A 15,098-nucleotide genomic window follows, 5' to 3' on the forward strand; every position below is an offset into this window, starting at 1 on the left:
GCATGATCGCGATTCCCGACACGCCTGCCTCGTCGGCGGCCCTCGACGTGGCCGCCACCTATCTGTCCGCCGCCATGCTCAGTCACTCGCACCGCGTGTACCTGTGGGGAGCGGCGTACGGCGATGAGCACGGCCTGCGGTACGACGCAGAGCTGCTGTTCGTGGCGGCGATGTTCCACGACGTCAGCCTGGTGCCGGTGTTCGACAGCCACACCGTCTCCTTCGAGGAGACCAGCGGGCACGTCGCGCGGGTGTTCGCGGCCGGTGCGGGATGGCCGGACGAGCGCCGCGAACGCCTGGGGGAGGTCATCGTCCGGCACATGTGGCCGGAGGTGGACCCGGCCGAGGACGTCGAGGGACATCTGCTGTCGCGGGCCGCGGCGGTCGACATCGTCGGCCGGGGCCTCGACGACTTCACCCCGGCCTTCCGCGCCGAGGTCCTCGAGCAGTTCCCGCGCTCGGGTCTCGCCGCCGAGTTCCTCGCCTGCTTCCGGGCGCAGGCGGACCGCAAACCCGACAGCTCCGCGGCCCGCGCCGTCCACTCCGGCCTCGCGGACCGGATGGCGGCGAACCCTCTCGACCGCTGAGCGGAGCCGTGCGGCGAGTTCCTCAGCCTCGGCGGGTCCATTGTTCGAGGACGACGAGCGTCTTGGTGCTGGCGATCGCTTCCGCGGAGCGTAGTGAGCTGACGACGCGGCGCAGATCCTCTACGCCCTCGACCTGGATCCGGACCAGCGCGTCCGGGTCGCCGGCCAGGGTGAGGACTTCCTTGACCTCGGGGACCTGAGCGACGAACTCCATGATCTGCGCGAGGTCGAGGTCGTCGGCGAAGTGCAGCTCGGTCATCGCCTCGATGCCGCCGGCGATCCGGCCGTGGTTGATCTGCACCGTGTAGCGCTCGATGACGCCGAGTTTCTCCAGCCGGGTGATCCGGCGCTGGACGGGCGCGACGGTGAGGCCGACCGCGGTCGCGATCTCGCGCAGCGGGCGGCGGGCGTTGTCGCGCAGCAGGTCGAGGATCGCGCGATCGGTGTCGTCCAGGCTGGCTTGCTCGGGCACGCAACGAACTCTACTCCGAAGACGGTCTTTGTTGCGTCTGGACGGTGGTCGTCGCAGCAAGGATTGCGGATCGTCGCCAAACTCGACGACAACTCTTGTGACTCGGCCCACCCGGCCCGCACTCTCTGGGGAACTGCCGCGGACCCCTGGAGAGCCGATGACCGCCATCGCCCCCGCCGAAATCAGCGCGGAGCGACTCGCCGCTGCTCCGCCCTACGACCTCGACGACCGGTTCCGGCCGGCCGGCCCGCCGACGCTGCTGACCGGCGTCCAGGCGATCGCGCGCCTCCTGGTCGAGCACCGCGCGCTCGACCGGCGCCGTGGGCTGCGGACCGCGTCCTTCGTCTCCGGCTACCAGGGCAGCCCGCTCGGCGGCCTCGACCGGCTGCTGGCGGGCATGCGGGACGTGCTGGACGAGAACGACATCCGGTTCGTGCCCGGGCTCAACGAGGAACTCGCCGCGACCTCGGTGTGGGGCAGCCAGATCGAGCTGCCGCTCGGAACCGGCACCCATGACGGCGTCACCGGCTTCTGGTACGGCAAGGGCCCCGGTGTGGACCGCGCGACCGACGCGCTGCGGCACGCCAACATGTACGGCGTGAACCCGCGCGGCGGCGCCGTGCTCCTGGTCGGTGACGACCCTGCCTCGAAGTCGTCGACCGTGCCGGCGGTCAGCGAGCGATCCCTGGCCGCACTGGGGATCCCGGTGCTCTTCCCGCGCAACGCGGCCGAGATCGTGACGCTCGGCCTGCACGCGATCGAGCTGTCGCGGGTGACCGGCTGCGTCGTCGCGCTGAAGATCGTCGCGGACGTCGCCGACGGCGCCTGGGCGGTCGACGCCACCGCGGGCGACGTCCTTCCGGTCGTCCCCGCGATCGAGTGGGACGGCAAGCCCTACCGGTACGAGCAGCGTCCGATGGTCGTCCGGCCCGACGCGATCGTGCGCGCCGAGGCGGACCTGGTCGGGCCGCGCACCGAGCTGGTCCGTGCGTACGCCGTCGAGAACGGCCTGGACGTGGTCGACGTCGACCCGGCGCACGCCCGCGTCGGATTCGTTGCCTCCGGCAGCTGCTACGACTCGATGCGGCAGGCGATGAAGGACCTCGGTGTCACCGACGAGGCGCTCGAGCGGGCGGGGGTCCGGGTGCTGCGGCTCGGGCTGATGAGCCCTGTCGCGCCCGGCACCGTGCGTTCATTCGCCGAAGGGCTGGACCGGATCGTCGTGGTCGAGGACAAGACCGCGTTCGTCGAGACCCAGATCCGCGAGATCCTCTACGGTACGCCGGACGCGCCGCAGATCGTCGGCAAACGCGACACCGCCGGCCGGCTGCTGATTCCCGCCGACGGTGAGCTCACGGCGGGCCGGCTGCTCGCGCCGCTGCGGTCCTTGCTGCAGGACCTGGTCGCCGTCACGCCGCCCCCGTCGCGGCGGATCTCGCTGCCGTTGCTGTCGACCAGCCGCTCGGCGTACTTCTGCAGCGGCTGCCCGCACAACCGCTCGACCGCGCTTCCCGAGGGGTCGATGGGCGGCGGCGGGATCGGCTGCCACGCCATGGTGACGATCTCCGACCGGCAGGACAGCGCCGTCACCGGAGTCACCCAGATGGGCGGCGAGGGAGCCCAGTGGATCGGCCAGGCATGGTTCACCGACGCCGGCCACATCTTCCAGAACGTCGGCGACGGCACCTTCTTCCACTCCGGGCAGCTCGCCGTCCAGGCCTGCATCGCCGCCGGCGTGAACATCACGTACAAGGTGCTCTACAACGACGTCGTCGCGATGACCGGCGCACAGGACGCCGAGGGCGCGCTCAACGTGCCGCAGCTGACCCACAAGCTGTCCGTCGAGGGCGTGCGGAAGATCGTGGTCTGCGCCGACGAGCCGGAACGGCACCGTCGTCGCGACCTCGCGCCGGGCACGCTCCTGTGGAGCCGTGACCGTCTCGACGAAGCCCAGCGGATGCTGCGCGAAACCCCGGGTGTCACGGTGCTGATCTACGACCAGCACTGCGCGGCCGACGCGCGGCGGCAGCGCAAGCGCGGCAGTCTGCCCGCCCGCACGCAGCGCGTCGTCATCAACGAGGCGGTGTGCGAGGGCTGCGGCGACTGCGGTGTGAAGAGCAACTGCCTGTCGGTGCAGCCGGTCGAGACCGAGTACGGTCGCAAGACCCGCATCGAGCAGACCTCCTGCAACACCGACTACAGCTGCCTCGACGGCGACTGCCCGTCGTTCGTGGTCGTCGAGACGGCGCCGCGGTCCACCCGGACGGCAGCCCGGAAGAGTGCGGCGTTTCCGGCGCCGCCGTCGGTGCCGCCGAGCAGCGCCGAGGACCGCGTTGCCGGTACCCAGAACGTCTTCCTGGCCGGCATCGGCGGCACCGGAATCGTCACGGTCAACCAGGTGCTCGCGACCGCCGCGCATCGCGCCGGGTACGCGGTCGAGTCGCTCGACCAGACCGGGCTGAGCCAGAAGGCCGGCCCTGTCACCGGACACCTGCGGTTCGCCGACGGCGAGCTCGAGCCGGCCAACCGGCTCACTCCCGGGTCCGCGGACTGCCTGCTCGGATTCGACCTGCTGACCCTCGCCGAGGACCGGAACCTTGCCTACGGCAACGGTGCGGTGAGCCGGGCCGTGGTCTCGACCAGCCGCACCGCGACCGGCGCGATGGTGTACGACCCTGCCGTCCGGCACCCCGACGAGACCGGGCTGCTGGAGCGGGTCCGGACCGCGAGCGTCGAGACGTTCGACTTCGACGCGCTCGAGGCCGCGGAGCGGATCCTCGGCAACACGATCGCCGCGAACTTCCTGCTCGTCGGCGCCGCCTACCAGACCGGTGCTCTCCGCCTGCCGGCGGCGGCGATCGAGGAAGCCATCACGATCAACGGCACCGCGGTTGCCGCGAACATCGCCGCTTTCACCTGGGGACGTGCGGCGGTCGCCGACCCAGCCGCGTTCCGCGCCGCCGGGAAGAAGTCGGCCGCGGTCGCGAGTCCCGACGTACCGGCCTCGGTCGCGGCCTCCGGGCTCGAAGGTGAGGTGCTGCGCCTCGTCGCCCGCCGTGCCGCTGACCTGGTCGCCTACCAGAACGTGAAGCTCGCGAACTCGTACGTCGACTTCGTGGCGCGGATCGCTGCCGCCGAGAGAGCCGTCACCACGCAGACCCGGTTCAGCGAGGCGGTCGCCCGCAACCTGTTCAAGCTGACGGCGTACAAGGACGAGTACGAAGTCGCGCGGCTTCTCACCGACCAGGCGTTCCTCGACTCGACCGGCGAGTCGTTCCCGGGTGGGGTGGTGTCGTTCAAGCTGCACCCACCGGTGCTGCGGGCGATGGGCCGCCAGAAGAAGATCTCGTTCGGCCCCAAGTCGCACGGCACGCTGCGCGTCCTCGCCAGGCTCAAGTCGCTGCGCGGTACGCGCGCGGACCTCTTCGGCTACGCCCACCTCCGCAAGGTCGAGCGCACCCTGCGGGACCATTACCGCACCCTGATGACCGGCCTGGCCGCCGACCTCAGCCTCACGTCGTACGACCGCGCAGTACAACTCGCCGAACTCCCGGACCTCGTCCGGGGCTACGAGTCCGTCAAACTCCGCAACGTCGACCGCTACGCCACCGCCCTCCGCGAACTGAACGTCGAACCACCCACACTGGACAGGCCGAAAGCCAACTGAACTATCTGGCTCGGCGGACGAGGACGAGGCCTGCGCCGGTGAGGAGCATGACGAGTGCTGCGACGGCCAGGCCTTGGCTCAGGCCGGGTGGGTGGTAGGTGCAGGAGACCGTGGACGCGCCTGCCTGAAGGGGGACGGCGAGGAGGCCTGCTCGGTTGTCGGGGGTGTGGGCGGGGCCGTTGTCGACGGAGCAGCGCCAGCCCTCGATTCGGATGGTTGCGATGACGAGCGAGGCGGACGTATCGCTCGGGTGCAGGCGGATGTGGATTGCGTGGCCGCTGACGTCGACTGCCGGCGGGCTGGGTGGAGTGAGAGTGTGGACGGCGGTGGCGAGGCGGGATCGGTCGAGGCAGCCGATGGGGGATGGGGGGAGTGTCGCGCGGGGGCTGAGGCGGATCGGTACGGCGGCGACGCCGTCCGCGCCCACGGCGCCGACCCGGAGCATCGGCGCGCCCGCGTAGACGCCGGGCGACTTCACCTTCGCGGACAGGTTGACGACCCAGCCGCGGCCGGCGACCAGGACCGAGCCGACGAACTCCGGCGCCGCGAACCAGATCTCCGAGCCGGGCGCGCAGGACGCGAGCAACACCTGCCCCTTCTCGGTGCGCACACGCGGCACGGTGTAGACGTCCGCGCCGAGCGCCGACTCCTGCGCGCCGAACGGTCCGGGATCGCTCGACGACCAGGCCGCCGCCGGTCGAACGGTGACCAGCGGCGGTACGTCGTACCTCTCCAGCGACAGCCGGCCCACGGCGCGCGACCGGATCGCGAAGATCGCGTCGACGACCGGGTTCCGTGGGTCGACCACGGCCCGCCCGTACGAGCTGTACCCGAACCCGAGATCGAGCAGCTGTTGCGACACCCGGTCGGGAATCGTGCTCGAGTAGTACTGCGGCCCCTGTCCGCCGATCAGCATCGGATCGTTGACGGTCTGCTCGGCGCCGGGCGCCGTACGGTACGTCGGCCAGTCCGCCGCCGAGGTGACCAGCGAGCGCAGCGCGGTGTGCTCGGCGCCCCACGGCGCCTTCGCGCTCAGGATCTTGCTCCGCCGCTCGTCGATCGCCACCGACGACAACGCGACCTCCACGAACACGGCGGCGACGAGGACCGCCGCCGCGCCCCGCCGTACCCATCGAGGCGACCGGCTCAGGAACCACGCCCCGAGCGCGACGACGATCAGCACGGGTACGACGAGATGCGTGGCCCGCGTCGTACTGCGGACGTCCCAGGACAAGCCGTACAGCACCAGCACAGCGCCGATCGGGGCAGCGACCGGCAGCACGGTGCGGATCCCGGCGGACCAGGAGATCCAGCCGACGATGACCAGCAACCCGGCCACGACGAACGCCTGCCGGTACGGGCTGCCGTTCGGCGCGTCGAAGCCGTGCCAGATCTCGTGGGTGATCCGGATCTGGAGGCTGAGCATCGTGAGCACGACGGTGGCGGTCCACACGATCCGTTCGCGGGCCGGGACGAGCCGGTTGAACGGCAGGCTGATCGCCAGCAGCAGCATGACTGTGCCGACGGTGAGTCCCGGGGTCGTGCCGACTCCTTCGCTGCCGGGCAGCAGCCGGGCCAGGAAGGTGAGCGGGAGGACCGGCTGGAAGACCATATCCGGGCTGGGCCGCGCGGCGCGCACGGCCTCGAACGTCGGCAGCAGCAGCGGAGCCGCCAGTCCGGTTCCGAGGCCGACGGCAACGAAGCAGCGCAACGCGCCGGTCAGCCGATGCCGCCACGACACCGTCGCGTCGTCCGCGAGCAGACGCGCCACCACGACGAGCGCCGCGCCGATCATCGCCATGTAGACGGTGTAGAAGTGCGACGTCCACAACAGCGCGACGACGAGCGACGTCACCAGCAACGACAGCGCGGACCGCCGCCGCAGGATCCACTCGCACAGCAGGCAGATCACCGGGAACGCGACCAGCCCGTTCAGCCAGACACTCATGTACGCCGCGTCGTCGATCGCCCACCCGCACGCGCCGTACGACACGCCGGCGATCACCGCCGGCCAGGCCGGGCCCGGACGCAGGTAGCGCAGGTACGCCGTCATCGCGCCGGCCGCGAGCCCGATCGCCAGCACGTCGACGAGGAACAAGGCCAGGTCGACGCGATCGCGTGGCATCAGCACGGTGATCCACGACAACGGGGAGCCGACGTAGGCCATGAAGTCGCCCAGGAACGGTACGCCGAACCCGCTCGACCAGTTGAAGAACAGATCGCCGCCGTGGCCGGTCAGGACGTCGCGATAGTGCGCGTACATCGGCACGATCTGCTGGCCGAGGTCGTTGGTGCTCCGCGGCAGGTTCCCGAACGGATAGGTGTGGCGCAGGATCCCGCTCAGCACGAATGTCAGCCCGGCGGCGAGCGCGGCGACCGGGGCCGGCCAGTGCCGCGTCATGAACCGGTCCCGACTGTCGCCGGGACCTGCGCAGGGGCTGGATGTGTCAAATAGCTCAACCGCGCGGCCTCCTGCCTGCTCCGGCCGATCGCGTCGAGCAGATAACCGAGCACCAGCGTCAGGATCGCCGCCAGCCCGATGGACGACGCGAGGATCGCGGTCGGGAATCGCGGGACGAGCCCGGTTCGCAGGAACTCCAGGACGACGGGAGCGCCCAGCGCCGACGCCGCCGTACCGAGTATCGCGGCGATCACGCCGTGGAACAGCACCGGCCGCTCCAGCCGTGCGAGCTGCAGGATCCAGCGCAGGATCCGTAGGCCGTCGCGATACGTCCGCAGCTTGCTCTCGCCGCCGGCCGGCCGCTCACGGTAGCCGACCTCGACCTCCGCGACCGGGACCCGGAGGTGCAGTGTGTGGATCGTGAGCTCCGTTTCGATCTCGAACTCCTGGGCGAGCGCCGGGAACGACTTCACGTACCGCCGCGAGAAGGCCCGGTAGCCGCTGAGCATGTCGGTGATGTCGCGGCCGAACAGCGCGCCGACGGCGGCGGTCAGCATCCGGTTCCCGAGCGTGTGGCCCGGACGGTACGCCGCGGCGTTCGAATGCCGCCGGACGCCGACCACCTGGTCGTACGGACCGGCCAGCAGGGCGTTCACCAGGTCGGCCGCGCGGGCCGCCTCGTACGTGTCGTCGCCGTCGATCAGCAGGTAGACGTCGGCCTCGATGTCCGCGAACGCACGCCGGACCACGTTGCCCTTGCCGCGGCGCGCGACGTGCCGGACGGTCGCTCCCGCGGCGGCGGCGATCGCGGCCGTGTCGTCGGTCGAGTCGTTGTCGTAGACGTAGATCTGTGCTGCCGGCAACGAGTCGCGCAGTTCGGTGACCACCTTCCGCACCGCCGCGGCCTCGTTGTAGCACGGCACGATCACCGCGACCGCGGCCATGTCCCTCCTTCGGTGTGGGCGGCCGCGAACCCGGCGGCCAGGGCGATGGGCGAGGAGCATGCGGGGGAGTCTGCGGCCGGCGGGCCAAAGGGGGCCTGAAGCAACCTGAAGACTTCTTCAGGATGCTCCGCGGGATGTGTGATCCTGGGACGGTGCGGCTACTGGTGGTGGAGGACGAGCGCCGGCTCGCCGCCGCGCTGAAATGGGGCCTGGAGTCGCACGGCTTCACCGTCGACGTCGTGCACAGCGGGCCCGAGGCGCTCTGGGCCGCGGAGGAGAACGCGTACGCCGCGATCATCCTCGACGTGATGCTGCCCGGCCTGAACGGCTACCGCGTCTGCGAGAGCCTGCGCCGCGGCGGCGACGGTACGCCGATCATGATGCTGACCGCGAAGGACGGCGAGTACGACCAGGCCGAAGGGCTGGACACCGGCGCCGACGACTACCTGACCAAGCCGTTCTCGTACGTCGTCCTGGTCGCCCGGCTGCGCGCACTGCTGCGCCGCAGCGGCGCGGTCCGGGTCGAGCTCGAGGTCGGCGATCTGGTCATCGACCCGGCCGCCCGGACCTGCCGCCGCGGCGAGCGGGCGATCGACCTGACCGCGCGCGAGTTCGCGATCCTGGAGTGCCTGGCACGGCGGCGCGACGTGGTGGTGACCAAGCGCGAGATCCTCGAACAGGTCTGGGACGCCCACTACGACGGCGACGTGAACGTGGTCGAGGTCCATGTCAGCGCCCTGCGCCGCAAGATCGACCGGCCGTTCGGCCGGAACACCCTGCAAACCGTGCGCGGCATGGGCTACCGACTCACCGGCAGCAACCATGCCTGACCTCCGGCTGTCGACCGCCCTCCGCGCCGCCCTGGTCGCGGGACTGGTCGCTGCGGTGCTGGCCGTCGGCTTCGCGTTCTGGATCCATCACCAGATCTTCACTTCGCGCTACCACGACCTCGAGCGTCAGGCGGACAGCGACCGGCAACAGCTCATCGCCAACATGTACGGTTACCGAACCGTCCAGCCCGTCGCCGGAAGCCTTTCACCCCTCGACGCGGTGTTCGAGGTTGTCGACGACACCGGCAAGGTCCTCGAGTCGAGCCCTGCTATCCGGGCGTTCGGACCGGTTCCGGTCGCACCCGGCCCGAACCGCTACGACCTGAAGGACAGCAGCTTCGTGACTGTTCGCGCCCTCGGCCCTGACGCGCGCTGCGCCGGCGCGCCGCGGCAGGGCGACTGCGCCATCGCCACGAGGATGGCCGGACGGCGTGTGTGGGTGAACCGGGAAGCCGTCTCGGTGCGCGGCGTGACGCTGAAGGGGGATCCGAACAGGGTCGCGGTGGTCTCGGTCTTCGTCGTGCCGTTCGAAGCCGAGGACGCGGCCGCCGAGGTGGACCGCGTGCTGCAGCGGACGCTGCCGCTGGCGGTCCTGCTGATCATGGTCGGCGCGTACGTCGGCACCCGCCTGGCGCTCCGGCCGATCGAGCGGATGCGGTCCCGGGCGGCGGCGATCAGTCAGCGGAACCTGCACGAGCGCCTGCCGATTCCTCCGACCGGAGACGCGGTCGCGCGGCTGGCGGCGACGCTGAACGACACGCTCGCCCGGCTGGAGGCGGCCGCCGAGCAGCAACGCGGCTTCGTCGCCGACGCGGCGCACGAACTACGCAGTCCGATCGCCACGCTGCGTACCACCTTGGAGGTGGCCGGCGCACATCCCGAGCGCGCCGACTGGCCGCGGGTGAACCGGGTCGCGGTCGAGGAGGTCCAGCGGCTCCAGCAACTCGCCGACGACCTGCTCCTGATGGCGCGCCTCGACGCCGATGCCACAACCACCGTGCAGCCGGTCGACCTGGCCGAGCTGGCCCGCCGGCAGCTCGCGCGGCGCATCGACGACGGCCCGGGCCTGCACTTCGAGTCGGCCCGGTCCGCGATGGTGGAAAGCGATCCCCGGCAGCTGGACCGGCTGCTCCGCAACCTGCTCGACAACGCCGTACGGCACGCGCGGAGCAGCGTCACCGTGCGGATCGAGCAGCGCGCCGAGCACGTCGTACTGCACATCGAAGACGACGGCCCCGGCATCCCGGCGGCCGATCGCGAGCGCGTCTTCGAGCGGTTCACCCGCCTGGACGAGGCCCGCACCCGCGACGCCGGGGGAGCCGGGCTCGGCCTGGCCATCGCGCGGGAGATCGCCCATCGCCACCACGGCACGCTCACCGCCTCCGCGCCGGAGTCCGGCGGCTCCCGGTTCACGCTGAGCATGGTCGCCGGCTGAATTGGTCCGCGATTCCGCGGGCCGATTGGGCGTGGATACCGCCGGACCCGCACCTAGATTGGCCGTGCGGAGTGACCAACAGTGCAAAGGAACTGGATCGATTCATGGAGTACCGCAATCTGGGGAGGACGGGACTGAAGGTCAGCGAGGTCTGTCTGGGCGCGATGCACTTCGGCGGCCCGACGGACGAGCAGACCAGCGTCCGGATCCTCGACGAGTTCGCCGACGTCGGCGGCACCTTCGTCGACACGGCCGACGTGTACAACGCGGGTGAGTCCGAGGCGGTTCTCGGTCGCTGGCTCAAGGGCCGCGACCGCGACGCGTTCGTGATCGCGACCAAGGTGTACGGCGCGATGGGCGACGGACCGAACGACGACGGGCTGAGCCGCAAGCACATCCTGTCCGCCGTCGAAGCGAGCCTGCGGCGCCTCGGCACCGACTACATCGACCTGTACTACACCCATGTCTGGGACACGGCGACGCCGATCGAGGAGACGCTGGCGACGCTCGACACCCTCGTGACGTCGGGCAAGGTGCGGTACCTCGGGGCGAGCAACGTCACCGGCTGGCAGCTGCAGAAGGCCATCGACCTGGCAGGGCCGAACCGGTACGTCGCGCTGCAGCCGCTGTACAACCTGCTCGACCGTGAGGCCGAGTGGGAGCTCCTGGCGATCTGCCGCAACGAGGGTCTCGGCGTGATGCCCTGGAGTCCGCTGCGGGCTGGGTGGCTGGCGGGCCGGTTCCATCGCGGCATGGAGGCGCCGCCGGCGGACAGCCGGGTGGCGGCCGCGGCGGATCGTGGGCTGCTGGAGGCGTGGGACTACTACGACAACGAGCGGACCTGGAGCGTTCTCGACGCGCTGCACGACATCGCGGCCGCGACCGGTCGGAGCGTGTCTCAGATCGCGCTGCGGTGGCTGATCCAGACGGAGCCTGTCACCGCTCCGATCATGGGACCGCGCACGCTCGAGCACTACGTCGACAACATCGGCGCCGTCGGCTGGTCCCTCACCGAGGAGCAACTCGACCGTCTGACGGCAGTCAGCGAGAAGCAGCCGGTCTACCCGTACGACCTGCTCCGCAACTTCCAGCGCTGACCTGGGGCCGGTGCGGCGACGCGCCGTACCGGCCCTCGGACGTCGTGACTAGGATCTGTGGTCATGGCGAGGCAGTCCACGCGCGTGGCCTGGACTGTGGTCCTGACCCTGGACGGTCTCGGCAAGCTCCACCAGCAGGTCGAGCGGGCGTTGCGGGAGGCTGTCCGATCGGGACGGGTGTCGAGCGGCACGGTGCTGCCGCCCAGCCGGGAGCTCGCAGCGCAGCTCGGCTGCTCGCGGTGGGCCGTCACCCAGGCGTACGGCCAGCTCGTGACCGAGGGCTACCTCGCTACGCGGGTAGGGTCCGGGACCTGGGTCAGCTGGTCCGGCCCCAGCCGGCGCCCGGTTCGCCGTACGACCACGGCCAGCGTGCCGACGTACAGGTTCGATCTGGCGCCGGGCGCTCCCGACCTGCGCGCGTTCCCGCGCACGCGGTGGGCGGAGGCGGCGCGGGTGGCCGCGCGGACGGTACCGACCGCCGGCCTCGGGTATCCCGACGAGCAGGGCTATCTGCCGTTGCGCGAGCTGATGTCCGACTACCTGCAGCGCAGTCGCGGAGCGATCGTGACGGCCGACGACGTCGTCATCCGCAGCGGTGTCAGCGCGAGTGTCCGCCAACTCTGCACGGGCCTGCGCGCGCTGGGCATCGACCGGATCGCGGTCGAGGACCCGGGCTGGACGCGCCTGCGGGCCGTGATCGAGTCGGCGGGTGTGCGGACCGAGCCGGTGCCGGTCGATCAGCACGGTCTCGACGTCGAGCACCTCGCCCGGCGGGACGATCTGCGCGCCGTGCTCGTCACCGCGGCCCACCAGTTCCCCACCGGCGTCGTCCTCGCGCCGCAGCGACGGCTGGAGCTGATCGAGTGGGCGCGGCGGAACGACGGCGTGATCCTGGAGGACGACTACGACGCCGAGTTCCGGTACGACCGCAGCCCGGTCGGCACGCTGCAGGGGATGGCGCCGGAGCATGTCGTACTGCTCGGCTCGGTCAGCAAAACGCTGAGCCCCGCGATCGGGATCGGCTGGCTCGTCGCCCAGGGACGCTGGCGGGAGCTGCTGGAACGCTCGTCCGGCCACGGGCCGTCGACACTCGACCAGGCGACCTTCGCGGAACTGATGGCGGCCGGTGCGTACGACCGCCATCTGCGCGCCATGCAGCGCCGCTACAAGCGCCGCCGGGATCACCTTCTCGCGGCGGTACGACGTGAGCTGCCGACGTGGACGATCGGCGGCGCGGCGGCAGGCCTTCATCTGACGCTGACCCATCCGGCGGGCCTCGACATCGATCGGCTCACGGTCGCCGCCCGCGACGCCGGGACCCGGATCGTCCCGCTCGCCGCGTACCGGATCCACGCCGACGGCAGCGACGACGGCATAGTCCTCGGCTACGGCAACATCGCCGACAACGAGGTCGCCCCGGCCGTCCGATCGCTGGCAACGGCCTTCGAATCCCTCACCGCAGGGTGAGCGCGGTCTCCCGCTCGAGCCGGGACAGCTTCTCCGGGTTGCGGACGTAGTAGATGCCGGTGACCTGCCGGTCCTCGATCCGCAGCGCGACGACGCCGTCGAGCCGGCCGTCGAAGCTGAACAGCAGCGCCGGGTTTCCGTTGACCTGCGTGGGCCGGGTGCTGAGCGTGCCGCCGATCTTCTGCATGCTGCCGAGGAACATCCGGATCACCTTGTCCACGCCGACGATCGGGTGCATCGCGTTCAGCTTGAGCCCGCCGCCGTCGCTGACCGCGACCACGTCCGGCGCGAGCACCTGCATCAGCTCCTCGAGATCGCTGGCCTCGACCGCGCGCTGGAAGGCCTTCACCACCGCCTCGCCCTCGCTCGGCGTGGCGGTCCGGTGCGGGCGGCGCGCATCGACGTGCCGCCGGGCACGGTGGGCGATCTGCCGCACCGCCGCGGGCGTCTTGCCGATGGCGGCCGCGATCTCGTCGTACCCGAGCTCGAACGCCTCGCGCAGCACGAAGACGGCCCGCTCGGTCGGCGAGAGGGTTTCGAGGACGAGCATCATCGCCATCGACACGCTCTCGGCCAGTTCGAGGTCACTGGCCGCGTCCGGAGCGGTGAGCAACGGTTCGGGCAGCCACGGACCGACGTACGCCTCGCGTCGCCGTTGCAGGGTGCGCAGGCGGTTCAGCGCCTGGCGCGTGGTGATCCGGATCAGGTACGCGCGCGGATCGCGGACCTGGTCCGGATCGACCTTCGCCCAGCGCAGCCAGGTCTCCTGGAGCACGTCCTCCGCATCGGCCGCCGATCCGAGGATCTCGTAGGCGACGGTGAACAGCAGGTTGCGCAGGGCAACAAAAGTGCCGGTTGCCGGCGCCAGGTCGTCGCTCATAGGGCGTTGCTCCTCAGGCCGCGGGGCCGGCGTCCACCGGCGCCTCGGCGGCCTTGGCCGGCAGCATCTTCGCGCGTTGCCGGTCCTTGAACCACAGATTGAGCTGACCGGGTCGGCGCGCCTCCTGCCGCAGCTGCCAGACGGTGCTCCAGCACACGGCCTCCTTGAGCATGGCCATCGACTTGCCGCCCTCGTGGTACATTCTCGACACGGTGTCGTCCTTACGGGCGAACTGCACCACGCCCGCGCGCCGTCCCAGGCTGATGCATTCGCCGAAGAACCCGACCTCGAAGTCCTTCGGCTGCTTGCCGGCGATCCGGCTGAGCACGGTTTCGGCGGCCTGCGGGCCGAGCTGGACCGCCGACTGGCAGCTCATCCGGACGGGCAGGTTCGACGGCGCCACCGAGTCACCGGTGGCGATCACCCGCGGGTCGTCGATGCTCGTCAGTGTCTCGTCGGTGAGCAGCCGCCCGATCGCGTCGGTACTCAGACCGCTGCGGGCGGCCAGATCCGGGACGCCGAATCCCGCGGTCCAGATGGTCACGTCGCTGGGGAACTCGCGGCCGTCGGCCAGCTGGACCGCGTCCGCCGTCACACCGATCACTGTCGCGTCGGGTCCTTCGAGGACGGTCATGCCGAGCTTGGCGAACCGCTTGGCGACCGCACGCCGGGCCCGCGGATGCAGGTAGGGCCCGAGGGTCCTGCCGCACACCAACGTCACATTCCGCCCCTGCTCGGCCAGCTCGGACGCGGTTTCGAGACCGGTCGGACCGGCGCCCACCACGGTCAGCCGGGCCGACGCGTCCCGGGCATCGACGACCGGCCGCAGTCGCTCCGCTTCTTCCAGCGTCGAGATCCGGTAGGCGTGCTCCGCCGCTCCGGGTACGTCGGGCACCGGACTCCCGCTGCCGACCGCGTAGATCAGGTAGTCGTACCGCAGGTCGCCGCCGCTCGCCAGCCTCACGCGGCGTCCCGGCGCATCGATGCGGGTCACAGTGTCGACGACCAGCCTGACGCCACCGGCGAGAATCGTCCGGTAGTCGACCACGGCGTCGTCCGATCCGGTGACGAGCTGGTGCAGGCGGATCCGTTCGACGAACTCCGGCCGGGCGTTGATCAGCGTCACGTTCACGTCGGGCCGCCGGGTCAGGCGGTTCGCCGCCATCACGCCGGCATAGCCGCCGCCGATCACGACGACATCGGTCCTCTTTGTCATGGCAACTCCTTCGGTCCACGGTGCAGCCTTAAAGACACCGGCTCCCGGGCGGTTGTGACAGTTCCGCGTGCACGAGTCCGGCGTCGTGTGTCACACGGCGGG

Annotated in this window: 11 protein-coding genes; 6 read left to right on the forward strand and 5 right to left on the reverse strand. The window is 70.9% G+C overall.

What is annotated here, in order from left to right; all coding sequences use genetic code 11:
* Window positions 1-2 precede the first annotated feature (2 nt).
* Complete coding sequence (locus tag ABZX12_RS11720) at window positions 3-587, forward strand: HD domain-containing protein (RefSeq protein WP_355692242.1); 585 nt, start codon at window positions 3-5, stop codon at window positions 585-587.
* A gap of 22 nt (window positions 588-609) precedes the next feature.
* Here the strand turns inward: ABZX12_RS11720 and ABZX12_RS11725 are convergent, their stop codons facing one another.
* Window positions 610-1,059 (reverse strand): Lrp/AsnC family transcriptional regulator, encoded by a 450-nt coding sequence (locus tag ABZX12_RS11725; RefSeq protein ID WP_355477749.1) that lies wholly within the window; start codon window positions 1,057-1,059, stop codon window positions 610-612.
* A 157-nt stretch (window positions 1,060-1,216) separates the two neighbouring features.
* Here ABZX12_RS11725 and ABZX12_RS11730 point away from each other — a divergent pair, with 157 nt between their 5' ends.
* Window positions 1,217-4,726: an indolepyruvate ferredoxin oxidoreductase family protein gene (locus tag ABZX12_RS11730; protein ID WP_355692244.1), complete on the forward strand. Its 3,510-nt coding sequence runs from the start codon at window positions 1,217-1,219 to the stop codon at window positions 4,724-4,726.
* Window position 4,727: 1 nt separating this feature from the next.
* Here ABZX12_RS11730 and ABZX12_RS11735 read toward each other — a convergent pair whose 3' ends face one another.
* Window positions 4,728-7,127 carry a YfhO family protein gene (locus ABZX12_RS11735; RefSeq protein WP_355692246.1) on the reverse strand — a complete coding sequence of 800 codons (2,400 nt, stop codon included), beginning with the start codon at window positions 7,125-7,127 and terminating at the stop codon, window positions 4,728-4,730.
* Window positions 7,124-8,071, reverse strand: a complete 948-nt coding sequence (locus ABZX12_RS11740; protein ID WP_355692248.1) for a glycosyltransferase — start codon at window positions 8,069-8,071, stop codon at window positions 7,124-7,126. The genes ABZX12_RS11735 and ABZX12_RS11740 overlap by 4 nt, the downstream gene beginning before the upstream one ends.
* 152 nt (window positions 8,072-8,223) lie before the next feature.
* Here ABZX12_RS11740 and ABZX12_RS11745 point away from each other — a divergent pair, with 152 nt between their 5' ends.
* From ABZX12_RS11745 to ABZX12_RS11760, 4 genes are all read left to right on the forward strand, one after another.
* Window positions 8,224-8,901, forward strand: coding sequence for a response regulator transcription factor (locus ABZX12_RS11745; protein WP_355692250.1), 678 nt, complete (start codon window positions 8,224-8,226; stop codon window positions 8,899-8,901).
* A complete protein-coding gene (locus tag ABZX12_RS11750; RefSeq protein ID WP_355692252.1) occupies window positions 8,894-10,336 on the forward strand; it encodes an ATP-binding protein in 1,443 nt (480 codons plus the stop codon). Before ABZX12_RS11745 ends, ABZX12_RS11750 begins: the two co-directional genes overlap by 8 nt.
* Window positions 10,337-10,440: 104 nt before the next feature.
* On the forward strand, window positions 10,441-11,433 hold the full coding sequence (locus ABZX12_RS11755) for an aldo/keto reductase (RefSeq protein ID WP_355692254.1): 993 nt from the start codon (window positions 10,441-10,443) through the stop codon (window positions 11,431-11,433).
* Window positions 11,434-11,496: 63 nt separating this feature from the next.
* Window positions 11,497-12,900 carry a PLP-dependent aminotransferase family protein gene (locus ABZX12_RS11760; protein ID WP_355692256.1) on the forward strand — a complete coding sequence of 468 codons (1,404 nt, stop codon included), beginning with the start codon at window positions 11,497-11,499 and terminating at the stop codon, window positions 12,898-12,900.
* Here ABZX12_RS11760 and ABZX12_RS11765 read toward each other — a convergent pair.
* Both ABZX12_RS11765 and ABZX12_RS11770 read right to left on the reverse strand, forming a co-directional pair.
* Window positions 12,887-13,780: an RNA polymerase sigma-70 factor gene (locus tag ABZX12_RS11765; RefSeq protein ID WP_355692258.1), complete on the reverse strand. Its 894-nt coding sequence runs from the start codon at window positions 13,778-13,780 to the stop codon at window positions 12,887-12,889. The genes ABZX12_RS11760 and ABZX12_RS11765 overlap by 14 nt on opposite strands.
* Window positions 13,781-13,793: 13 nt before the next feature.
* A complete protein-coding gene (locus tag ABZX12_RS11770; RefSeq protein WP_355692259.1) occupies window positions 13,794-14,996 on the reverse strand; it encodes an FAD-dependent oxidoreductase in 1,203 nt (400 codons plus the stop codon).
* Window positions 14,997-15,098: the final 102 nt, after the last annotated feature.

The organism is Kribbella sp. NPDC003505, from assembly GCF_040610875.1.
Taxonomy (GTDB): Bacteria; Actinomycetota; Actinomycetes; order Propionibacteriales; family Kribbellaceae; genus Kribbella.

Coding starts and splice junctions, on each gene's coding strand:
- ABZX12_RS11720 (WP_355692242.1), top strand. CDS start 3: ATGATCGCGATTCCCGACACGCCTGCCTCGTCGGCGGCCCTCGACGTG.
- ABZX12_RS11730 (WP_355692244.1), top strand. CDS start 1,217: ATGACCGCCATCGCCCCCGCCGAAATCAGCGCGGAGCGACTCGCCGCT.
- ABZX12_RS11735 (WP_355692246.1), bottom strand. CDS start 7,127: ATGACGCGGCACTGGCCGGCCCCGGTCGCCGCGCTCGCCGCCGGGCTG.
- ABZX12_RS11740 (WP_355692248.1), bottom strand. CDS start 8,071: ATGGCCGCGGTCGCGGTGATCGTGCCGTGCTACAACGAGGCCGCGGCG.
- ABZX12_RS11750 (WP_355692252.1), top strand. CDS start 8,894: ATGCCTGACCTCCGGCTGTCGACCGCCCTCCGCGCCGCCCTGGTCGCG.
- ABZX12_RS11755 (WP_355692254.1), top strand. CDS start 10,441: ATGGAGTACCGCAATCTGGGGAGGACGGGACTGAAGGTCAGCGAGGTC.
- ABZX12_RS11760 (WP_355692256.1), top strand. CDS start 11,497: ATGGCGAGGCAGTCCACGCGCGTGGCCTGGACTGTGGTCCTGACCCTG.
- ABZX12_RS11765 (WP_355692258.1), bottom strand. CDS start 13,780: ATGAGCGACGACCTGGCGCCGGCAACCGGCACTTTTGTTGCCCTGCGC.
- ABZX12_RS11770 (WP_355692259.1), bottom strand. CDS start 14,996: ATGACAAAGAGGACCGATGTCGTCGTGATCGGCGGCGGCTATGCCGGC.